The organism is Desertihabitans brevis, from assembly GCF_003327535.1.
GTDB lineage: Bacteria > Actinomycetota > Actinomycetes > Propionibacteriales > Propionibacteriaceae > Desertihabitans > Desertihabitans brevis.
The window spans coordinates 117,072-138,945 of sequence record NZ_QOUI01000002.1 but is presented as its reverse complement, the minus strand read 5'-3'; the positions used below and the strand labels follow the sequence as shown (position 1 = coordinate 138,945).

Below are 21,874 nucleotides of genomic sequence, written 5' to 3'. Positions count from 1 at the left end.
GGGGACGGACGCCGCGGTCCGTCCCCGTCGTCCGGCCAGGAGTGACGGATGGATCCTGCCTACTTCTTCCAACAGCTCGTCAACGGGCTGACCCTCGGGTCCCTGTTCGCCCTCATCGCCGTCGGCTACACCGTGGTCTACGGCATCATCCAGCTCATCAACTTCGCCCACGGCGAGATCTTCATGGTCGGCGCCTTCGGCGCGCTCGGCACCTGGATCATCCTCGGCCGCGCCGAGATCACCGCCTGGTGGATGCTGCCGGTGATGCTGGTCGGCGCCGTCGGGGTGTCGGTGCTCACCGCGCTGCTGATGGAGCGCTTCGCCTACCGCCCGCTGCGCCGGGCCCCGCGGCTGGCCCCGCTGATCACCGCCATCGGCATCTCCGTCTTCCTGCAGGAGTTCGTCCGGCTCTTCTACGGGCCGATCCCGAACGGGCTGCAGCGCCTCGTCTTCGGCGACGACATCCCCTTCGAGTTCCCCGACGCCAAGGCGGCCCCGGTCTTCCCCGCGATCGAGGGCGTCAGCGGCGGGTCCTTCGTGATCGGCGGCGTCACCCTGCAGTACGCGGCGATCTTCACCGTGGTGGCGCTGGTGCTCTGCTGGATCGGGCTCTACCTCTTCGTCAACCGGACCCGGGTGGGGCGGGCCATGCAGGCCACCGCCCAGGACCCCGACACCGCCCGGCTGATGGGTATCGACGTCGACCGGATCATCATGGTCGCCTTCGCCGTCGGTGCCTCGCTGGCCGCGGTGGCCGGCATCGCCCACGGCCTGCAGTACACCAACATCGAGTTCCGGATGGGCTTCCTGGCCGGGCTCAAGGCGTTCACCGCGGCCGTCCTCGGCGGTATCGGCAACATCAACGGCGCCGTGGTCGGCGGGCTGGTCCTCGGGCTGGTCGAGGTGATGGCCACCGCCTACATCCCCGGCACCTTCGGCGGCTCGGCCTGGAAGGACGTGTGGGCGTTCGCCCTGCTCATCCTCGTCCTGGTCTTCCGTCCGCAGGGTCTGCTCGGCGCGAGGGTGGTGGACCGGGCATGAGGCTGCCGCAGATCGTCACCGACGAGCGCCGACGCCGCCACGGCGGCACCGGCTGGCTGGTCGCCCTGGTCGGCGCCGTCGTCCTGGTCGGGGCGCCGTACCTGCCGTGGGCCTACGGCGACGAGGCCATGGACGACATGACCTACCTCGGCGGCCCCTCCCCGACCCAGTTCCTCGGCCTGGCCCTGGGGGCGGCGCTGCTGGTCTGCCTGCTGGCGGCCCGCTTCCTGGTGCCGCGGCTGCCGGCGGCTCGTCGTCGCTGGTTCGCCTGGCACACCGGGGCCTCGGCCGTCGCCACCGGTGCACTGGTCTTCCAGGCCGTCGTGGTGGTCGCGGTGGCGCTGGAGCTCGGCGGGCTGGTCAACGTCGAGTACGGCGGCTGGATCGCCCTGGCCGGCGCCCTGCTGGCCTTCGCCGGGACGCGGCTGCTGGTCCCGGAGCGGACGGCCACCCTGGGCCGGGTGCACAGCCCGGCCTGGCTGGTCATCCTCGTCATCGCCGCCGTGATGCTCGGCAGCCTGCTGCTCATCGCCCACGCCCTCGACGAGGACGACCCCGGGGTGTTCATCGCCCTGCTGGTCTTCGTCGGTGCTGCGGTGACCCTGGTGCTGAGGATCGGGCTCGGCGGCTGGTTCTCCAGCCAGACGGCCCGGTTCCGGCCCGTGCTGGTGATGGCGGCCTTCCTGGTGGCCTTCGCCTTCCCGTTCACCCAGGACGGCTCGAACGCCAACATGTCGATCGCCACCCAGGTGCTGATCTTCGCCGCCACCGCGCTCGGGCTGAACATCGTGGTCGGTCTGGCCGGTCTGCTCGACCTCGGCTACATCGCCTTCCTCGGTGCCGGCGCCTTCGTCGCCGCCATCCTGTCGGGATCGGCGTTCAGTGCCGTCGGGTGGAACCCGCCGTTCATCGTCACCGTGCTCATCAGCGGGGTGGTGGCCTCCATCTTCGGCCTCATCATCGGCTCGCCGACGCTGCGGGTGTCGGGCGACTACCTGGCCATCGTCACGCTGGCCTTCGGCGAGATCTTCCGGCTGGTGATGATCAACCTCGACGGCAACGACGGCCCCGACCTCACCAACGGCTCCAACGGGATCCCCAACATCCCCGACCTCAACCTCTTCGGGTTCGACTTCGGGGAGCCGCACGTCATGCTCGGGGTGGAGATCCCGCGGTTCGCCAACTACTACTTCCTGCTGCTGGTGCTCGTCGGGCTGGTCATCGTGGTGTTCGCCAACCTCAACCGCAGCCGGATCGGCCGGGGCTGGGTGGCCATCCGCGAGGACGAGAAGGCCGCCGAGGCGATGGGGGTCAACGTCTTCGGGCTGAAGCTCTTCGCCTTCGCCGGCGGCGCCTTCCTGGCCGGCGTGGCCGGCTCGGTCAAGGCCCACCACGACATCTCGGTCACCCCGGACCAGTACGTGTTCCTCGAGTCGGCGTTCCTGCTGGCCGCGGTGGTGCTGGGTGGCATGGGCACCATCCTCGGCGTCCTGGTCGGGGCCACCCTGCTGCGGCTGATGCCGGAGAAGCTGCGCTTCTTCGACGAGTACCGCCTGCTGGCGTTCGGTCTGCTGCTGGTGGTGATGATGCGGTTCCGACCCGAGGGCCTGATCGCCAGCCGGCGCCGCCAGCTGGAGTTCCACGAGGACGACGAGGAGCTCGCCGCGCACACCGGCGAGGCCCCACCCGGCGCCGGCCGGGCCGAACCGGAGGGCGCACGATGACCACGGCGATGCGAACCCCCTGCCACCTCACACACCTTCGTGCACCGGCACACCTGGTGCAGCGTGGGTGGGGCCCGGCGAAGGTGTGTGAGGCGGTCAGCGGCGCCGCACGGGACGCCCGTCGGGTGCCGACGCCGAGCGGCGAGGAGGACCGATGACCACGCTCGAGGAACAGGCGACGTTCGACACCCCCGAGGCCGGGGAGGTGCTGCTGGAGGCGCGCGGGGTGACCATGCGCTTCGGCGGGCTGGTGGCCGTCGACGAGGTGGACCTCACCGTGCGGGCGGGGGAGATCGTCGGGCTGATCGGTCCCAACGGGGCCGGCAAGACGACCTTCTTCAACTGCCTCACCGGGCTCTACAAACCGACCAGCGGGGTGGTCTCGTTCGCCGGACGTCCGCTGCGACCGCGCCCCCGGGCCGTGGTCAGGGCCGGGATGGCGCGCACCTTCCAGAACATCCGGCTGTTCCAGAACATGACCGCGCTGGAGAACGTCATGGTGGGCCGCTACTGCCGCACCTCGGCCGGCCCGCTGACCTCCATCCTGCGCGGGCCGAAGTTCCGCCGCGAGGAGGCCGAGACCCGGGCCCGGGCCCAGGAGCTGCTGGAGTTCGTCGGGATGCCCGACGTCGCCGACTCGCTGGCCCGCAACCTGCCCTACGGCGACCAGCGCCGGCTCGAGGTGGCCCGCGCGCTGGCCACCGACCCGCAGCTGCTGCTGCTGGACGAGCCCACCGCCGGGATGAACCCGCAGGAGACCCGGCAGGCCGAGGTGCTGATCCAGCGGATCCGCGAGACCGGGCTGGCGGTCGTGGTGATCGAGCACGACATGCGCTTCATCTTCAACCTCTGCGACCGGGTGCTCTGCCTCGTCCAGGGCAGCGTGCTGGTGGAGGGGACGCCCGAGCAGGTGCAGTCCGACCCGCGGGTGATCGAGGCCTACATCGGGACGTCCGCCGACGGTCCCGACGAGCAGACCGGCGCCGGGCCGGAGGACGGAGCACCCCGTGCTTGAGGTCAAGGACCTGGTGGTCTCCTACGGACGGGTCCGCGCGGTCAAGCGGATCAGCTTCGCCGTCGAGCAGGGCCAGGTGGTCTCGCTGCTGGGCACCAACGGTGCCGGCAAGACCACCACCCTGCGCACCGTCTCCGGGCTGCACGCCCCCGACGCGGGGGAGATCTGGTTCGACGGTGAGCGGATCGACCGGCTGCCGGCGCACAAGATCGTCCAGCGGGGGTTGGCGCACTCCCCGGAGGGACGGCGGATCTTCCCGCGGCTGACCGTCGTCGACAACCTCATGCTCGGCGCCTTCGCCCGCCGCGACCGCGGCGCCGGGGCCGACCTGGCCCGGGTGTACGAGCTGTTCCCGATCCTGCACGAGCGGCGCCACCAGCCGGCCGGCACCTTCTCCGGCGGTGAGCAGCAGATGCTGGCCATCGGCCGGGCGCTGATGAGCCGGCCGCGGATGCTGATGCTGGACGAGCCGTCGATGGGCCTCAGCCCGTTGATGATGAAGCGGATCATGAGCACCATCGCCGAGCTCAAGGCCGAGGGCGTCACCATCCTGCTGGTGGAGCAGAACGCCTCGGCCGCGCTCGCCCTGGCCGACCACGGCTACGTCCTCGAGGTCGGCTCGATCGCCTTCGACGACACCGGCGCCAACCTGCTCTCCGACGACCGGGTGCGCCGCACCTACCTCGGCGAGGACTGAGCCGACTCCCGTCAGCGGGGGGCCACGACGGCGCAGGTGAGCCGGGCGCTGCCGATCCGCTGGCCGGCGTCGTCGGCCAGCGCCACCTCGTACATCGCGGTGGTCGAGCCCAGCCGGAGCGCGGTCGCGGTGCCGGTCACCCAGCCCGAGCGGACCGCCCGGTGGTGGGTGACGTTGAGGTCGACCCCGACTGCCACCCGGTCCAGGGTGCGGGCGTGGGCGAGGGCGGCCATCGAGCCCAGGGTCTCGGCCAGCACCGCGGACGCGCCGCCGTGCCACAGCCCCAGCGGCTGGGTGTTGCCCTCCACCGGCACCCGTCCCACCGCGCGCTCGGGCGCCACCTCGAGCAGCTCGAGCCCGAGCTTGTCGTCGAGGGCGCTGTGCAGCGGGCGGACCCAGTCGGGCAGCTCAGTCATGGCCCGCACTCTGTCAGGCCCACGCACTAGAGTCGCGACGTGGTCACGTCGAAGCCAAGCACCGATGCCGTCGTCCCCGCCCAGGAGCGTCCGCGCCTGCTGCTGATCGACGGGCACTCGGTGGCCTACCGGGCCTTCTTCGCCCTCCCGGTGGAGAACTTCTCCACCCGGACGGGCCAGCACACGAACGGCGTCTTCGGGTTCACCTCGATGCTCATCAACGTGCTCCGCGACGAGCAGCCCACCCACGTCGCGGTCGCCTTCGACGTCTCCCGCACCACCTTCCGCACCGAGGTGTACGCCGACTACAAGGCCAACCGCAGCAGCTCCCCGGCCGAGTTCTCCGGCCAGGTCGGGCTGGTCAAGGAGGTGCTGGACGCCCTCAACATCGTCCACATCGAGATGGAGGGGTGGGAGGCCGACGACATCATCGCGACCCTGGCCACCCAGGCCGGCGAGGCGGGCATGGACGTCCTCATCTGCTCCGGCGACCGCGACGCCTTCCAGCTCGTCACCGACCGGGTCACGCTGCTCTACCCCCGCCGCGGCGTCTCCGACCTGGCCCGGATGACGCCGGCGGCGGTGGAGGAGAAGTACTTCGTCACCCCCGCCCGCTACCCCGAGCTCGCCGCCCTGGTGGGGGAGAGCAGCGACAACCTGCCCGGCGTGCCCGGGGTGGGGCCGAAGACCGCGGCCAAGTGGCTCGAGCTGTACGACGGCCTGGAGAACGTCCTCGACCGGGCGCACGAGATCAAGGGCAAGGCCGGTGAGGCGCTGCGCGAGCGGGTCGACAGCGTCCGGATCAACCGGCAGGTCAACGCGCTGGTCCGCGACCTGCCGCTGCCGGTGACGCTGGAGCAGCTGCAGCGGCGCACCTGGGACCGCGAGGCGACCCACACGCTCTTCGACAGCCTGGAGTTCCGGGTGCTGCGCGACCGGCTGCTGGAGACCCTGCCGCAGGAGGAGACCCAGCCCGAGGGCGGGTTCGAGGTGGCCGGGGAGGTGCTCGCCCCCGGCGCCCTGCAGGGCTGGCTGGACGCGCACGCCCGCGGCAAGCGGACCGGTCTGGACGTCATCGGGCACTGGGGTGCCGGGCGTGGTGACGTCAGCGGGCTGGCGATCGCCTCGGTGGACGGCTCGGCCGCCTGGGTCGACGTCGCCGAGCTCGGGCCCGAGGACGAGCAGGCGCTGGCCGGCTGGCTGGCCGACGCCGAGCAGAAGAAGACCCTGCACGACGCCAAGGGGCCGCTGCTGGCGCTGTGGTCGCGCGGCTGGGAGCTGGGCGGGCTGGAGTCCGACACGCAGGTCGCGGCCTACCTGCTGCGCCCCGACCAGCGCAGCTACGACCTGGCCGACCTGTGCATCCGCCACCTCAAGCGCGAGCTGCGGATCGACGTCGAGGACGACTCCGCCCAGGACACCCTCGACTTCTCCTCCCCCGAGGAGGCCGGCGACGACGACTCCGGCGTCGGCGCCGCGGTGAACGCCTCGATGGTGCGGGCGCGGGCGGTGATCGACCTGGCCGAGGTGCTGGACGCCGAGCTCGGCACGCGCGACTCCACCCCGCTGCTGCGCGAGGTCGAGCTGCCGCTGCTGCGCACCCTGGCCGAGATGGAGCGCACCGGCATCGCGGTCGACGTCGACTACCTGGAGGGTCTGGAGTCGGAGTTCGACGCGGCGGTGCAGAGCGCCCAGCAGTCGGCCTACGACGTGCTCGGCAAGGAGATCAACCTCGGCTCGCCCAAGCAGCTGCAGGTGGTGCTCTTCGACGAGCTGGGGATGCCCAAGACCCGGCGCACCCGCACCGGCTACACCACCGACGCCGACGCCCTGCAGCAGCTCTTCGTCAAGACCGAGCACCCGTTCCTGGCCCACCTGCTGGCCCACCGCGACGCGATCCGGTTGCGTCAGACGGTGGAGGGGCTGCTGAAGTCGGTGGCCGACGACGGGCGCATCCACACCACCTACATCCAGACCATCGCCGCCACCGGACGGCTGTCCAGCACCGACCCCAACCTGCAGAACATCCCCATCCGCACCGACGAGGGACGCCGGATCCGCCGCGCCTTCGTGGTGGGGCCGGGGTATGAGTCGCTGCTCACGGCCGACTACTCCCAGATCGAGATGCGGATCATGGCCCACGCCTCGGGCGACGAGGGGCTGATCGAGGCCTTCCGCAGCGGGGAGGACTTCCACACCGTCACCGCCTCCCGCGTCTTCGGCGTCTCGGCCGAGGAGGTCACGCCGGACCGGCGGGCCAAGATCAAGGCGATGAACTACGGCCTGGCCTACGGGCTGAGCGCCTACGGCCTGAGCCAGCAGCTCGGCATCGACACCGCCGAGGCCAAGGGGCTGATGGAGGAGTACTTCGAGCGCTTCGGCGGCGTCCGCGACTACCTGCGCTCCCTGGTGGCCGACGCCCGCCGCACCGAGTACACCTCCACCTTGCTCGGGCGCCGGCGCTACCTGCCCGACCTGATGAGCTCGAACCGGCAGCGCCGGGAGATGGCCGAGCGGATGGCGCTCAACGCCCCGATCCAGGGCTCGGCCGCCGACATCATCAAGGTCGCCATGCTGAACGTGGAGCGCGCGCTGGAGGCCGAGGGTCTGCGCAGCCGGATGCTGCTGCAGGTGCACGACGAGCTCGTCTTCGAGACCGCGCCGGGGGAGCACGAGGCCCTGGAGCAGCTGGTCCGCACCCAGATGGGGCAGGCGATGGAGCTGTCGGTCCCGCTCGACGTCTCTGTCGGGTTCGGCCGGTCCTGGTTCGAGGCCGCGCACTGAGGCGGCCCCGGTCCGGTGGGCTGGTCGTGCCCTTTGCCGTCGGGGCGGGCGCGGGGTAGGCTTGCGCAGCGCTGTGTCTCGCGTGCCCTCGTACCGAGTGGGGTGACGCACCCCGCTCATCGGGTCGGTCGTTCTCGCTGGTCGGTCCCCGGGGTAACCGGGCGCAGCACCGACACCACACGCACGTCCACAATCGGAGCCCTACTACATGACGTCCTCCCTCGAGGCAACCCCGCAGGTCGCGATCGACGACCTCGGGTCTCCCGAAGCTTTTCTGGCGGCCATCGACGCCACCATCAAGTACTTCAACGACGGCGACATCGTCAACGGCACCGTCGTCAAGGTCGACCGTGACGAGGTCCTGCTCGACATCGGTTACAAGACCGAAGGGGTGATCCCCTCCAAGGAGCTCTCCATCAAGCACGACGTCGACCCCTTCGAGGTGGTCAGCGTCGGTGACGAGATCGAGGCCCTGGTCCAGCAGAAGGAGGACAAGGAGGGTCGTCTCATCCTGTCCAAGAAGCGGGCTCAGTACGAGCGCGCCTGGGGCACGATCGAGAAGATCAAGGAGGAGGACGGCGTCGTCACGGGTCACGTGATCGAGGTCGTCAAGGGCGGTCTGATCATCGACATCGGCCTGCGCGGCTTCCTGCCCGCCTCGCTGGTGGAGATGCGGCGCGTGCGCGACCTGCAGCCCTACGTGGGCCAGGAGCTCGAGGCCAAGATCATCGAGCTGGACAAGAACCGCAACAACGTGGTCCTGTCCCGCCGCGCCTGGCTCGAGCAGACCCAGTCCGAGGTCCGCCAGAACTTCCTCACCCAGCTGCAGAAGGGCCAGATCCGCAAGGGTGTGGTCTCCTCCATCGTCAACTTCGGCGCCTTCGTCGACCTGGGCGGCGTGGACGGCCTGGTGCACGTCTCCGAGCTGTCCTGGAAGCACATCGACCACCCGAGCGAGGTCGTCGAGGTGGGCAACGAGGTCACCGTCGAGGTGCTCGACGTCGACCTGGACCGCGAGCGCGTCTCGCTGTCGCTCAAGGCGACCCAGGAGGACCCGTGGCAGGCCTTCGCCCGCCTGCACCAGATCGGCCAGATCGTGCCGGGCAAGGTCACCAAGCTGGTGCCGTTCGGTGCGTTCGTCCGCGTCGAGGAGGGCATCGAGGGTCTGGTGCACGTCTCGGAGCTGGCCGAGCGCCACGTCGAGATCCCCGAGCAGGTGGTCAGCGTCAACGACGAGGTGATGGTGAAGATCATCGACATCGACCTCGAGCGTCGCCGTATCTCGCTGTCGCTGAAGCAGGCCAACGAGAACGTCGACGTGAACGCCGACGACTTCGACCCGACGCTGTACGGCATGGCCGCGTCCTACGACGAGCAGGGCAACTACCTCTACCCCGAGGGCTTCGACCCGGAGACCCAGGAGTGGAAGGAAGGCTACGACGAGCAGCGGATCGCCTGGGAGCAGCAGTACGCCGAGGCGCACGCCCGCTGGGAGGCCCACAAGCGCCAGGTGGAGGAGGCCGAGAACGCCGACGCCCAGGCCGCCACTGCCGCGCAGACCTCCTACTCCTCCGCGCCGGCCCCGGCCCAGCAGCCCGACGACCAGGGTGGCTCGCTGGCCTCCGACGAGGCCCTGCAGGCCCTGCGTCAGAAGCTCACCGGCGGCGGCAGCTGACCGGCGGTAGCCGACGGATCGCACCGCGGCCCCCGACCCCTCGTGGGTCGGGGGCCGCGGTCGTCCCCGGCCGGTCTGCCACGATGGCGGCGTGACGGGACGGGAGCGGATCGGGCTGACCGGGGGCATCGCCTCGGGCAAGAGCGCCGCCGCCGAGGTGCTGGCGAGCCTCGGCGCGGTGATCGTGGACGCCGACCTGCTGGCCCGCGAGGTGGTCGAGCCGGGCACCCCCGGGCTGGCGGAGGTGGTGCACCGCTTCGGCCCGGGTGTGCTCACCGCCGACGGCGCCCTGGACCGTCCCGCCCTCGGCCGGCTGGTGTTCGGCGACGAGCGCGCCCGGCGTGACCTGGAGGCGATCATCCACCCGCGGGTGCGGGCGCTGGCCGCGGAGCGGGAGCGGGCCGCACCGGAGGGGGCGGTGGTGGTGCAGGTCATCCCGCTGCTGGTCGAGACCGGCCAGCAGGACCGGTTCGACACGGTGGTCGTGGTCGACGTCGACCCGACCACCCAGCTGCGCCGGCTGCGCGAGCGCGATGGCTCGGACGAGACGGCGGCCCGGGCCCGGATCGCCGCGCAGGCGAGCCGGGAGGAGCGGCTGGCGGCCGCCGACGTGGTCTGGCGCAACGACGGCGACCGGGATGCCCTGCGCCGGCAGGTGGAGGAGTGGTGGGACTCCCGGGAGCGGCGGCCGTTACCGAAATGAGATCTCGCGGTCGTGTCGTGACCGGGCGCGGTCGCCCCGTGGTGCGCCACGCTGGGCCCAGCGGATGACGAGGTGTCCGCTGCCGACCTAGGAGGTTGCCGCGTGCCCTGCCCGCGTTGCCAGACCGATCTCCCCGAGGTGGCTCTCTACTGCCACCACTGCGGCCTCGACGTCCGCAGCAACGACGTCACCCGCCGCAAGTCCTTCGCCGTGAAGCCGGACGAGCCGGTGGCCTCGTTCTCGCTGGTCTCCACGATCATGCCCCGCGGCGTCACCGAGCACCCCCAGACCTACCGGCTGGCGCTGGTGATCGCGCTGACCCTGGCGCTGGGCACCGCCATCTTCGGCGCCCTGCCGCTGGCGGTGATGATCGCCGCCTTCGCCATCCCGGTCGTCTACATCGTCTACCTCTACGACGTGAACCTGTGGGAGGACCAGCCGGTGCCCGTGGTGGCCCTGGCCTTCGGCCTCACCGGCGCGCTCGCGCTCGTGTTCACGCTGATCTGGACGCTGCTGCGCGGGGCCACCTTCTCCGTCGGCGACCTGGGCCTGGAGACGTCGACCAGCGGCGCCCCGGAGGTCACCGACTTCCTGCTGGCCGCGCTGCTGGTGCCGGTGGTCGGGGAGCTGCTGCGCCAGATCGGGCCGGTGCTGCTGGCCCGCCGTCGTGAGTTCGACGACCTGATGGACGGGCTGACCTTCGGGATCATCTCCGGTGTCGCGTTCGCGGCCTTCGACACCCTGGTCAAGCACTGGGATCTCGTGGTCGGCGGCGGTCGCGGGGTCGACGAGCCGGGGCTGTGGGCGTCGCTGATCTTCCTCGAGGGCTTCGTCAAGCCGATCATCATGGGCACCGCCACCGGGATCGCGGTGGCCGAGTTCTCCGGTCTGGGCAAGGGCTACGACGGGTTCACGCCGCGCTACGCCCGCGGGGTGGCCGAGGCGGTCATCGCCAACGTGCTCTACGGCGCCGGCATCTACTTCTGCGGGTTCACCCCCGACCCGACCCTCGGCGTCATCCTCAGCGTGGTGTGGGGGCTGCTGATCGCCGCGGTGCTGATCCTGCGGGTGCGCAACGTGCTCCACCACGGCCTGATGGAGGCCGCCCTCGAGGCCGAGGCCCGCGAGGTGGTGGGCGAGACCGGCGAGCTGGCCTTCTGCCGGCGCTGCGAGATGCCGCTGGTGCCCGGCGCGGGCTTCTGCAACGCCTGCGGTGCCGCGATCAAGGTGCAGCACCGGCTGCACGGCCGCCCCGGCGGCACCCCGGCCCCGTCCGACGGTCCGCCCGCGGACCCGACCGCCGGCACCCCCGCACCTGGGGGCACCGCCACCGCCGTCAGCACCGAGACCGCCCGCGAGGAGGAGCGATGAGCCAGGGTCCCTGGGGACAGCAGCCCGGTCAGCAGCCGCCCGCGCAGGGTCAGCCAGCTCACGGCGGACAGCCCGGGTACGGCGGCCAGGGCCAGCCGGGCTATGGCGGCCAGCCGGGCTACGGCGGTCAGGGCCAGCCGGGCTATGGCGGCCAGCCGGGCTACGGCGGTCAGCCGGGCGGTCAGGGCCCGGTCGGCCAGCCCGGCTACGGCGGCCAGGGCCCGGTCGGTCAGCCCGGCTACGGTGGTCAGCCCGGGTACGGCCAGCAGCCCTACGGCGGTCGTCCGGGACAGGGCGGCTACGGCCCCGGCGGCCCGGGACAGGGTGGGTACGGCCCCGGCGGCCCGGGACAGGGCGGCTACGGAGCGCCCGGTGGTCCCGGCGGTGGCTCGCGCAAGTCGCCGGCGCTGCTGATCGGCATCGCCGTCGCGGCACTCGTGCTGCTGGGCGCCATCGGCGGGATCATCTGGGCGCTGACCTCCGGCGGCGACGACCCCACCCCGCAGCCCGTGCCGACCCGCGTGGAGACGCCCGCGCCGACCCCCAGCGGCGAGCCGACGTCCGAGCCCACCGAGGAGCCGACCGAGCAGCCGACCGAGGAGCCCACCGACGAGCCGACCGACCAGGGCGGCGGCGGTGGTGGTGGTGGCGGCGGTGGCGAGCAGCTCGAGTTCGACACCGGTGTCAGCCTCACCGTGGCCGAGGGCTGGGAGGTCGTCGACGCCACCGGCACGTACGCCCAGCTGAGCAACGACTCCGAGCTGGTGCTGGCCGACTCCCTCGACGGGTTCTCGGGGTACTCCGCCACCGAGGTGCTGACCGCCCACTACGACGGCCTCGCCGACGTGTACTCCGACGTCGAGGTGGTGGCCCAGCCCGAGGCCACCGAGCTCGCCGGCCAGGAAGCGGCGGTCGGGGTGGCCGTGGTGACCGACTCCAGCGGTGGTGGCACGTCGCAGTTCGTGCTGCTGTCCATCCTGGCGGTCAACGACGACGGGGTGATCGCGATGGGGCAGCTGGCCTCGGGCGAGGAGGTCTCCGACGCCACCGGGCAGGACTACACCGCCATGGTGCTGTCGATGGTGGAGGACCTCTGACGAGGTTCCCGGCATCCGCGGCGGAGGGAACTGTCGGAGGCGCGTCGTAGGCTCGCTGCATGCGTCCGATCGAAGAGCTGCAGCGCCAGGTGGCGCCGTTCCGGGTGGAGAGCGAGTTCGACCCGTCCGGTGACCAGCCGAAGGCCATCGCCGAGCTCGAGCGGCGGATCAGGGCCGGGGAGCAGGATGTCGTGCTGCTCGGCGCGACCGGCACCGGCAAGACCGCCACGGTGGCCTGGCTGGCCGAGCGGCTGCAGCGTCCGGTGCTGGTCATGCAGCCCAACAAGACGCTGGCGGCGCAGTTCGCCAACGAGCTGCGCCACTTCTTCCCGAAGAACGCGGTGGAGTACTTCGTCTCCTACTACGACTACTACCAGCCCGAGGCCTACGTCCCGCAGACCGACACCTACATCGAGAAGGACTCCTCGCTCAACGAGGAGGTCGAGCGGCTTCGGCACTCCGCCACCAACTCCCTGCTGACCCGCCGCGACGTCATCGTGGTCGCCACCGTGTCGGCGATCTACGGCCTGGGCAGCGCCGAGGAGTACCTCAACCGCATGATCACGCTGCGGGTGGGGGAGGAGGTCGACCGCGACCTGCTGCTGCGCCGGCTGGTCGACATCCAGTACGCCCGCAACGACCTGGCGGGCACCCGGGGCACCTTCCGGGTCCGCGGCGACACCCTGGAGGTGTTCCCCAAGTACGAGGAGATGGCGGTCCGGGTCGAGTTCTTCGGCGACGAGATCGAGCGGCTCAGCACCATGCACCCGCTGACCGGGGAGGTGCTCAGCGAGGACGAGCAGGTCTTCCTGATGCCGGCCAGCCACTACGTCGCCGGTCCGGAGCGGCTGGAGGCCGCGATCAAGCGGATCGAGCACGAGCTGGAGCAGCGCCTGGCCGAGCTGGAGTCGCAGCAGAAGCTGTTGGAGGCCCAGCGGCTGCGGATGCGCACCAGCTACGACATCGAGATGATGCGCCAGATCGGCACCTGCTCCGGCATCGAGAACTACTCCCAGCCGATCGACGGGCGCGAGCCCGGCTCCCCGCCGAACTGCCTGCTCGACTACTTCCCCGAGGACTTCCTCCTCGTCATCGACGAGTCGCACGTGACGGTGCCCCAGATCGGTGGCATGTACGAGGGCGACATGTCGCGCAAGCGCACCCTGGTCGAGCACGGCTTCCGGCTGCCCAGCGCGATGGACAACCGCCCGTTGAAGTTCGAGGAGTTCGTCGAGCGGATCGGCCAGACGGTCTACCTGTCGGCGACCCCGGGCAGCTACGAGCTGGCCCGCTCCGACGGCTTCGTCGAGCAGCTGATCCGCCCGACCGGGCTGGTCGACCCCGAGGTGGTGGTCAAGCCGACCAAGGGCCAGATCGACGACCTGATGGGCGAGATCAAGGCCCGCGCCGAGCGCGACGAGCGGGTGCTCGTCACCACGCTCACCAAGAAGATGGCCGAGGACCTCACCGACTACCTGCTCGAGAACGGGGTCCGCACGCGCTACCTGCACTCCGAGGTCGACACCCTGCGCCGGGTCGAGCTGCTGCGCGAGCTGCGGATGGGCGAGTACGACGTGCTGGTCGGCATCAACCTGCTGCGCGAGGGCCTCGACCTGCCCGAGGTGTCCCTGGTGAGCATCCTGGACGCCGACAAGGAGGGGTTCCTGCGCAGCGACCGGTCGCTGATCCAGACCATCGGCCGCGCCGCGCGCAACGTCGCCGGGCAGGTGCACATGTACGCCGACACCATCACCCCCTCGATGCAGGCCGCGATCGACGAGACCAACCGCCGCCGCGACCTGCAGATCGCCTACAACCGCGAGCACGGGATCGACCCGACCCCGCTGCGCAAGCGGATCGCCGACATCACCGACATGCTCGCCCGCGAGGACGCCGACACCGCCGAGGTGATGTCGCGGGCCGGGGCCAGCCGCAAGCAGCAGCGCTCACCCGTGCCGTTGGGCGAGGTGGGTGCGCACGGTCGCGACGTCAGCGCGCTGCCGGCCTCCGAGCTGGCCGAGCTGGTCCAGGACCTCACCTCGCAGATGCACTCGGCGGCGGCCGACCTGCAGTTCGAGCTGGCCGCCCGGCTCCGCGACGAGATCAGCGAGCTGAAGAAGGAGCTGCGGCAGATGATCGAGGCCAGCCGCTGACTGTGGCCTCGGTCACGCGGCGACGTCTGGATGCCGGACGGGGATTCGGCTGGGGTAGATTGGGCCGGCGGAGGGGAGTATTCCCCGTTGGTGGCGTCGTCATCACGGACCTGAGCTGCGGCGAGGGCCCGGCGTCACCGCTGGCTCGTCGCCGCGACCAGTGGAAGAGACCTCCGGTCCCCGCCGTCGCCTCCCCTCGGAAGGTCATCGCTGCATGAACGTGCACCTCTACACCTGGGTGATCACCGCGATCGTCCTGGTGGCCGTGCTGGCCATCGACATCCTCATCATCGGTCGTCGCCCGCACGAGCCGTCGATGAAGGAGGCCGGCACCTTCGTCAGCATCTACGTGGCGCTGGCCGTCCTCTTCGGTCTCGGCGTCTGGTGGTTCTCCGGCCCGCAGTACGCCGGTGAGTTCTTCGCCGGCTGGTTGACCGAGTACAGCCTGTCGCTCGACAACCTCTTCATCTTCATCATCATCATGGGTGCGCTGAAGGTGCCCCGGCACCTGCAGCAGTTCGCGCTGATGGTGGGCATCGTGCTGGCCCTGGTCTTCCGCGCGATCTTCATCGCGGTCGGCGCCGTGGCCATCGAGCGGTTCTCCTGGATCTTCTTCCTCTTCGGCGCGTTCCTCGTCTACACCGCGGTCAAGCTCGTCATCGACTACCGCAACCACGACGACGACGAGGACGCCGAGAACGCGATGATGCGGTTCGCCCGTCGGCGCCTGCCCTTCACCGACGAGTACCACGGCACCAGGTTGACCGCCCGGGTCGACGGCCGGCGGGTGTTCACCGCGATGGCCCTGGTCATCCTGGCCCTCGGCAGCACCGACCTGCTGTTCGCCCTCGACTCCATCCCCGCGATCTACGGGCTGACCCAGGAGCCGTTCCTGGTCTTCACGGCCAACGTGTTCGCCCTGATGGGTCTGCGTCAGCTGTACTTCCTCATCGGCGGCCTGCTCAAGCGGCTGGTCTACCTGTCGCTGGGCCTGTCGGTCATCCTCGCCTTCATCGGCGTCAAGCTGGTCCTGCACGCCATGCACGAGGCCGGGCAGTACGGCGACTGGCCGGTCCTGGGCGGGGCGATGACGGCCATGCACGACTGGGTGGTGACGCTGCCGGCCGAGGGCGAGATCCCGATCTGGCTGTCGCTGGTCGTCATCATCGGCGTCCTGCTGGTGACCACGGTGCTCAGCCTCATCAAGTCCCGCTACGACGAGGACAAGGCCCGCGACGAGCAGCTGGTGCCCGACGACGCCGAGGGCACCGCCCTCACCGGGCACGACCTGGTCGACCCGCCGGCCACGCACCGCGACGCGGAGGACGCCTCCGGGCCGGACCACCTCTACCGCGGGGACGACACCTCCGGCCGCGGGTCCTACGAGCAGGACCCGTCCCGGCGCTGAGCCCGGCCGGGCCCGTGCCGGGCGGCCGGGTCCGGCTCACCAGCCGCGGGCGCGCCACTCCCCGAGGGAGGGCCGCTCGCGGCCGAGCGTGGTGGGCTCGCCGTGTCCGGGGTGCACCACGGTGGCGTCGTCGAAGCGGGCGAACACCTTGGCCTCCAGGTCGTCCATCAGCCGGGTGAAGTCCTCCGGGCTCCAGGTCTTCCCCGGTCCGCCGGGGAAGAGGCTGTCGCCGGTGAGCAGGTGCACCGGGCGGCTGGGCAGCGCCAGCACCAGGGTGATCGAGCCGGGGGTGTGACCCACCAGCTCGACGACGCCCAGCCGGTGCCGCCCGAGAGGCACCTCGTCGGCCTCGGTCAGCGGGGACGGGTCGGTCCCGGTCGCCGCTGCGACCGCGTCCCGGTCGTCGGCACCGCAGACCAGCCGGGCGCCGGTGGCGGTCGCCACCTCGGCCAGGGCGCCGATGTGGTCGGCGTGACGGTGGGTGGTGATGATGGTGCTGACCCGACGTCCGGCCACCAGCTCGAGCAGCCGCCCGGGCTCGGCGGCCGCGTCCACGAGGACGGCGTCGTCCTCGGTGGTCAGCAGGTAGGCGTTGTTCTCCATCGGGCCGACGACCAGGGTGTGCAGCTCGACCCCGTGCCCCAGCGACTCGCTCCGCGCAGCCATGCCGGGCAGCCTACGGGGCGCAGCGGCCGTCCTCGTACGGGCGGGTCGCGCTCAGCCGAGCGGTGGCAGCTCGAGCCCGGCGGCTCCCGGCACCTCGTCGACCGGCACCCGCCGGGTCAGCAGACCGACCAGCACGGCCGCCGGGGCGGTGACCCGCTGCGGCGCCGCGTCCCCGGCGCCGAGCACCAGTGCACGGTCGGGTGCCTCCTGCGGCACCAGCTGGAGCCCGGGGTAGTCCGTGCGCCCGGCCTGACGCAGACCCAGGTAGCCCAGCAGCGGCAGCGCGACCTCCGGCGGCAGGTCCCGCACCCGGGCGCCGAGCCCGAGGTCGACCCGGTGCAGCTCGACCTCGGCGAGCCGCATCACCGGCAGCAGCCCCAGCTCCACGGCGAACCCGGGCCGTGGCTCGCCCCGTGCCCGCCAGACCGGGCCGGGCACCTCGTCGAAGGCCTCCTCCAGCGCACCGGCGGAGGCGTCGAGGTCGTTCTGCAGCTCCGGCCCCGACCGGGCGGCGCCCCGCTCGATGTCGCCGTCGCGCGCCTCGCGGGAGGGGTAGAGCGGCGCGGGCCGACCGGCCAGGTGGCCGCGGACGAACGCGGCCAGGGCCTCGGCGTGCCGGGCCAGGTGGCTGGCCAGGTGCGCCCGGGTCCAGCCGGGCAGGGCGGTGGGGGTGCGCCACTCCTCCTCCGACAGCCGCACGGTCTCACCGAGCAGCCGGCGGGTCGCCCCGACCTGCAGCCGGCGGAGCTCGGGGACGTCGGCGGGGCTGGTCCGCGTGGTGCTCACGGCAGCACCCTAGTGAGGGAGGGGTGCGGACCAGGGCAGCAGGAACTGTCGGAGGGGGCACATAGAGTGGCTCGAGTGAATGACCGTCTCGTCGCCAGTGACCGCCTCGTCGTCCGGGGTGCCCGCGAGCACAACCTCCGCAACGTCTCGCTCGACCTGCCCCGCGACGCCATGATCGTGTTCACCGGCCTGTCCGGGTCCGGCAAGTCCAGCCTGGCCTTCGACACCATCTTCGCCGAGGGCCAGCGCCGCTACGTCGAGTCGCTGTCGGCCTACGCGCGGCAGTTCCTCGGCCAGATGGACAAGCCGGACGTCGACTTCATCGAGGGGCTCTCCCCGGCGGTCTCCATCGACCAGAAGTCCACCTCGCGCAACCCGCGCTCGACGGTGGGCACCATCACCGAGGTCTACGACTACCTGCGGCTGCTGTGGGCCCGTGCCGGGCGCCCGCACTGCCCGGTCTGCGGCGAGCCGATCGCCCGGCAGTCCCCGCAGCAGATCGTCGACCGGCTGATGGCCCTGCCGGAGGGCACCCGCTTCCAGGTGCTGGCGCCGGTGGTCCGCGGCCGCAAGGGCGAGTACGTCGACCTCTTCCGCCAGCTCGCCACCCAGGGCTTCTCCCGGGCCCGCGTCGACGGGCAGGTGCACCAGCTCACCGACCCGCCGACGCTGAACAAGCAGCAGAAGCACACGATCGAGGTCATCGTCGACCGGCTGGCGGTCAAGCCCAGCGCCAAGCAGCGGCTGACCGACTCGGTGGAGACGGCGCTCGGGCTGGCCTCGGGCGTGGTCTCGGTCGACTTCGTCGACCTGTCCGCCGACGACCCGGAGCGCGAGCGCCGCTTCTCGGAGAAGATGGCCTGCCCGAACGAGCACGACATCGCCATCGACGAGCTGGAGCCGCGGCAGTTCTCCTTCAACGCGCCCTGGGGCGCCTGCCCGGAGTGCTCCGGGATCGGCACCCGGATGGAGGTCGACCCCGAGCTGGTGGTGCCCAACGACGAGCTGAGCATCGCCGAGGGCGCGATCGCCCCGTGGCAGGGCGCCCACGTGGCCGACTACTTCCAGCGACTGATCGAGTCGCTGGCCGCCGCCGAGGGCTTCGACACCAGCACCCCGTGGCGCGAGCTGCCCAAGCGCGCCGTGCAGATCCTGCTGCTCGGCGTCGGCGACCCGGTGCTGGTCAGCTACCGCAACCGCTACGGCCGCGAGCGCCGCTACAGCGCCAGCTACGAGGGCGTCATCCCCTACGTGAAGCGCCGGCACGCCGAAGCCGAGACCGACTCCTCCCGGGAGCGGTTCGCCGGCTACATGCGCGAGGTGCCCTGCAGCAGCTGCAAGGGCGCCCGGCTCAAGCCCGCCTCGCTGGCCGTCACCGTCGGCGGCAAGAACATCGCCGAGGTCAGCGACATGTCCATCGAGGAGGCCTCGGCCTTCCTGGGCTCGCTCGAGCTCACCGACCGCGAGCGCCAGATCGCGGAGCGGGTGCTCAAGGAGATCCAGGAGCGGCTGCGCTTCCTGCTCGACGTCGGGCTGGACTACCTCAGCCTGTCCCGGCCCGCCGGCAGCCTCTCCGGCGGCGAGGCGCAGCGGATCCGGCTGGCCACCCAGATCGGCTCCGGCCTGGTCGGGGTGCTCTACGTCCTCGACGAGCCCAGCATCGGGCTGCACCAGCGCGACAACCGGCGGCTGATCGACACGCTGATCCGGCTGCGCGACCTCGGCAACACGCTGATCGTGGTCGAGCACGACGAGGACACCATCCGGGCCTCGGACTGGGCGGTCGACATCGGCCCGGGCGCGGGGGAGCACGGCGGCAACGTGGTGGTCTCGGGCACCGTGGACGAGCTCTACGCCAGCGAGGAGTCGCTGACCGGGGCCTACCTGTCCGGACGCCGCGAGATCGCGCTGCCGGCCGAGCGCCGCCCCCGCACCGGGCGCGCCATCACCGTGCACCAGGCGACGGAGAACAACCTGCAGGACGTCACCGTCTCCTTCCCGCTGGGCCAGCTGGTCACCGTCACCGGGGTGTCCGGCTCGGGCAAGTCGACCCTGGTCAACTCGATCCTCTACACCGCGCTGGCCAAGCGGATCTACAACGCCAAGGAGGTCCCGGGCCGGCACCGGGCGCTGACCGGGGCCGAGCACATCGACAAGGTGATCCACGTCGACCAGTCGCCGATCGGGCGCACCCCGCGGTCGAACCCGGCCACCTACACCGGCGTGTTCGACAACATCCGCAAGCTGTTCGCCGACACCCCCGAGGCGAAGGTCCGCGGCTACCAGCAGGGCCGGTTCTCCTTCAACATCAAGGGCGGCCGCTGCGAGAACTGCGCCGGTGACGGCACCATCAAGATCGAGATGAACTTCCTGCCCGACGTCTACGTGCCGTGCGAGGTGTGCCACGGGGCGCGCTACAACCGTGAGACGCTCGAGGTGCACTACAAGGGCAAGACCATCGCCGAGGTACTCGACATGCCGATCTCGGAGGCGCTGGAGTTCTTCGCCCCGATCCAGTCGATCGCCCGCCACCTGAGCACCCTGGTCGACGTCGGCCTGGGCTACGTCCGGCTGGGCCAGCCGGCGCCGACGCTGTCCGGCGGCGAGGCGCAGCGGGTCAAGCTGGCCAGCGAGCTGCAGCGCCGGTCCACCGGGCGCACGCTGTACGTCCTCGACGAGCCGACCACCGGTCTGCACTTCGAGGACATCCGGCGCCTGCTCGGGGTGCTGGGGCGGCTGGTCGACGGTGGCAACTCGGTGGTGGTGATCGAGCACAACCTCGACGTCATCAAGACCGCCGACTGGCTGATCGACATGGGCCCCGAGGGCGGCTCGCGCGGCGGCCAGGTGGTGGTCGAGGGGACGCCGGAGCAGGTGGCGGCCTGCCCCGCCTCGCACACCGGGTCGTTCCTCAAGGAGATCCTCGCCGGCCGGGAGGTGCCGGTCCGCGAGGCGCTGGTGGAGGAGCCGGCGGCCGAGCCGGCGCCTGCGAAGAAGACAGCCGCCACGAAGTCGGCGGGTCAGCAGGGCAAGGGCACCACGGGCCGCGCGAGCACGCAGAAGGCGCCCGCGCGCAAGGGGGCCGCTGCGAAGAGCACCACGCGGGGGAAGGCCGGCGCCGGGCGCGGACGCACCGCCCGCGGCACCGCGGCCTGACCTACCGCTCCGTCGGTGTGCGGCGCCGCTCAGCTGCTGTCGCGGACCACCAGCCGGTGCGGGGTGGTGATCTCCCGCGGACGCAGGGTGCGCCGGCTCTGGATCCGGTCCAGCAGCACCTCCAGCGCGGTCTCGGCCAGCTCCTCGGTGCGCCAGTCCACGGTGGTCAGCGCCGGCACGGTGTAGCCGCTCTCGGGGATGTTGTCGAAGCCGGTCACCGCCACCGCGGCCCCGGGCCCGACCCCGACGCCGTCGAGGGAGAGCGCCTTGAGCATCCCCACCGCCACCACGTCGTTGAAGCAGACGACGGCGTCGGGAGGGTCGGGCCGCTCCATCAACCGGCGGGCTGCCCGCATCCCGTGCTCGCGCTCCAGACCCTCCACCGGCAGCTGCAGCGTGGCGTCGAGGGTCAGCCCGGCGGCCTCCACGGCCTGCCGGATGCCGTCGCGGCGCAGCTGGGCGGTGCCGGCCCGCTGGTCGCCGAAGCCGACGAGGGCGATCCGCCGCCGGCCCCGTTCGAGCAGGTGCGCGGTGAGCTCCCGAGCGGCGGCCACGTTGTCGGCGGCCACGTGGTCGACCGGGCCGTCGAAGATCCGCTCGCCGAGCAGCACCAGCGGACCCATCGGGGTCAGCGCCTCCAGGTCGGCCCGGGTCAGCCCCTGCGGGCTGATGATGACGCCGTCCAGCAGCTGTGGACCGACCCCGGCCACCAGCTGGCGCTCCCGCTCCAGGTCGGAGTGCGTCTCGTCGATGAGCACGGTGACCGACTCACCGCGCTCGGCCTCCCGCCGGGCGGCGCGGATCACGTGGTGGGCGAGCTCGGCGAAGTAGGGGTTGGACAGCCACGGCACCGCCAGCGCCACGATGCCCGTGCGCCCGCGGGCGAGGTGCCGGGCCGACAGGTTGACCCGGTAGTGCAGCTCGCCCATCGCCTGCAGCACCCGCTCCCGCGTCTCCGGGCGCACGTGCGGGTGCCCGTTGACCACGTTGGACACCGTCTTGGCCGACACCCCGGCCCGCGCGGCGACGTCCTGGAGGGTCGCCCGGGACGGCTCCCCGCCGCTGGCGATCGCGTTCACGGTGGCCACCCTAGCCTGCTTTACAGCGCCGATTTCAGCGCAGTAACTTGGTCCGCGGCCGCGCCGCACCGGTGCGTCCTGCCGATGTCGGAGAGGATCGACG

General features: G+C 71.6%; 16 protein-coding genes. 12 read left to right on the top strand and 4 right to left on the bottom strand.

All coding sequences use genetic code 11. The features are described from left to right. Window positions 1–48: 48 nt before the first annotated feature. From DT076_RS03975 to DT076_RS03960, 4 genes are all read left to right on the top strand, one after another. Window positions 49–1,041, top strand: coding sequence for a branched-chain amino acid ABC transporter permease (locus DT076_RS03975; RefSeq protein WP_114125366.1), 993 nt, complete (start codon window positions 49–51; stop codon window positions 1,039–1,041). Next, complete coding sequence (locus DT076_RS03970; RefSeq protein WP_114125365.1) at window positions 1,038–2,765, top strand: branched-chain amino acid ABC transporter permease; 1,728 nt, start codon at window positions 1,038–1,040, stop codon at window positions 2,763–2,765. The genes DT076_RS03975 and DT076_RS03970 overlap by 4 nt, the downstream gene beginning before the upstream one ends. A gap of 154 nt (window positions 2,766–2,919) precedes the next feature. Continuing rightward, on the top strand, window positions 2,920–3,780 hold the full coding sequence (locus DT076_RS03965) for an ABC transporter ATP-binding protein (protein WP_114125364.1): 861 nt from the start codon (window positions 2,920–2,922) through the stop codon (window positions 3,778–3,780). After that, window positions 3,773–4,477, top strand: coding sequence for an ABC transporter ATP-binding protein (locus tag DT076_RS03960; protein WP_114125363.1), 705 nt, complete (start codon window positions 3,773–3,775; stop codon window positions 4,475–4,477). The genes DT076_RS03965 and DT076_RS03960 overlap by 8 nt, the downstream gene beginning before the upstream one ends. An 11-nt stretch (window positions 4,478–4,488) precedes the next feature. Here DT076_RS03960 and DT076_RS03955 read toward each other — a convergent pair whose 3' ends face one another. After that, a complete protein-coding gene (locus tag DT076_RS03955) occupies window positions 4,489–4,893 on the bottom strand; it encodes a PaaI family thioesterase (RefSeq protein ID WP_114125362.1) in 405 nt (134 codons plus the stop codon). Between the two features lie 39 nt (window positions 4,894–4,932). On the opposite strand from DT076_RS03955, the gene polA reads away from it, so the two are divergent. The 7 genes from polA (at window position 4,933) to DT076_RS03920 (ending at window position 16,084) form a co-directional block, all read left to right on the top strand. Beyond that, on the top strand, window positions 4,933–7,677 hold the full coding sequence (gene polA / locus DT076_RS03950; RefSeq protein WP_114125361.1) for a DNA polymerase I: 2,745 nt from the start codon (window positions 4,933–4,935) through the stop codon (window positions 7,675–7,677). A 208-nt stretch (window positions 7,678–7,885) separates the two neighbouring features. Further along, window positions 7,886–9,352 (top strand): 30S ribosomal protein S1, encoded by a 1,467-nt coding sequence (rpsA, locus tag DT076_RS03945; RefSeq protein WP_114125360.1) that lies wholly within the window; start codon window positions 7,886–7,888, stop codon window positions 9,350–9,352. Window positions 9,353–9,443: 91 nt separating this feature from the next. Then, window positions 9,444–10,055 carry a dephospho-CoA kinase gene (coaE, locus tag DT076_RS03940; RefSeq protein WP_114125359.1) on the top strand — a complete coding sequence of 204 codons (612 nt, stop codon included), beginning with the start codon at window positions 9,444–9,446 and terminating at the stop codon, window positions 10,053–10,055. Between the two features lie 102 nt (window positions 10,056–10,157). Then, window positions 10,158–11,426: a PrsW family glutamic-type intramembrane protease gene (locus tag DT076_RS03935; protein WP_114125358.1), complete on the top strand. Its 1,269-nt coding sequence runs from the start codon at window positions 10,158–10,160 to the stop codon at window positions 11,424–11,426. Further along, window positions 11,423–12,523 carry a hypothetical protein gene (locus DT076_RS19555; protein ID WP_199538947.1) on the top strand — a complete coding sequence of 367 codons (1,101 nt, stop codon included), beginning with the start codon at window positions 11,423–11,425 and terminating at the stop codon, window positions 12,521–12,523. Before DT076_RS03935 ends, DT076_RS19555 begins: the two co-directional genes overlap by 4 nt. 59 nt (window positions 12,524–12,582) lie before the next feature. Then, a complete protein-coding gene (gene uvrB, locus DT076_RS03925) occupies window positions 12,583–14,676 on the top strand; it encodes an excinuclease ABC subunit UvrB (RefSeq protein ID WP_114125357.1) in 2,094 nt (697 codons plus the stop codon). Window positions 14,677–14,890: 214 nt separating this feature from the next. Next, on the top strand, window positions 14,891–16,084 hold the full coding sequence (locus DT076_RS03920) for a TerC family protein (RefSeq protein ID WP_114125356.1): 1,194 nt from the start codon (window positions 14,891–14,893) through the stop codon (window positions 16,082–16,084). A 36-nt stretch (window positions 16,085–16,120) separates the two neighbouring features. Here the strand turns inward: DT076_RS03920 and DT076_RS03915 are convergent, their stop codons facing one another. Both DT076_RS03915 and DT076_RS03910 read right to left on the bottom strand, forming a co-directional pair. Continuing rightward, window positions 16,121–16,750 carry an MBL fold metallo-hydrolase gene (locus DT076_RS03915; protein WP_114125355.1) on the bottom strand — a complete coding sequence of 210 codons (630 nt, stop codon included), beginning with the start codon at window positions 16,748–16,750 and terminating at the stop codon, window positions 16,121–16,123. Between the two features lie 51 nt (window positions 16,751–16,801). Continuing rightward, the gene (locus DT076_RS03910) at window positions 16,802–17,536 is read right to left on the bottom strand and encodes a maleylpyruvate isomerase family mycothiol-dependent enzyme (protein WP_114125354.1); all 735 of its coding nucleotides are present in this window, start codon (window positions 17,534–17,536) and stop codon (window positions 16,802–16,804) included. A 75-nt stretch (window positions 17,537–17,611) separates the two neighbouring features. Here DT076_RS03910 and uvrA point away from each other — a divergent pair, with 75 nt between their 5' ends. Beyond that, window positions 17,612–20,692 (top strand): excinuclease ABC subunit UvrA, encoded by a 3,081-nt coding sequence (gene uvrA / locus DT076_RS03905; RefSeq protein WP_114125353.1) that lies wholly within the window; start codon window positions 17,612–17,614, stop codon window positions 20,690–20,692. A 29-nt stretch (window positions 20,693–20,721) separates the two neighbouring features. On the opposite strand, the gene DT076_RS03900 is transcribed toward uvrA, so the two are convergent. Continuing rightward, window positions 20,722–21,780 (bottom strand): LacI family DNA-binding transcriptional regulator, encoded by a 1,059-nt coding sequence (locus DT076_RS03900; protein ID WP_199538946.1) that lies wholly within the window; start codon window positions 21,778–21,780, stop codon window positions 20,722–20,724. Between the last annotated feature and the right edge of the window lie 94 nt (window positions 21,781–21,874).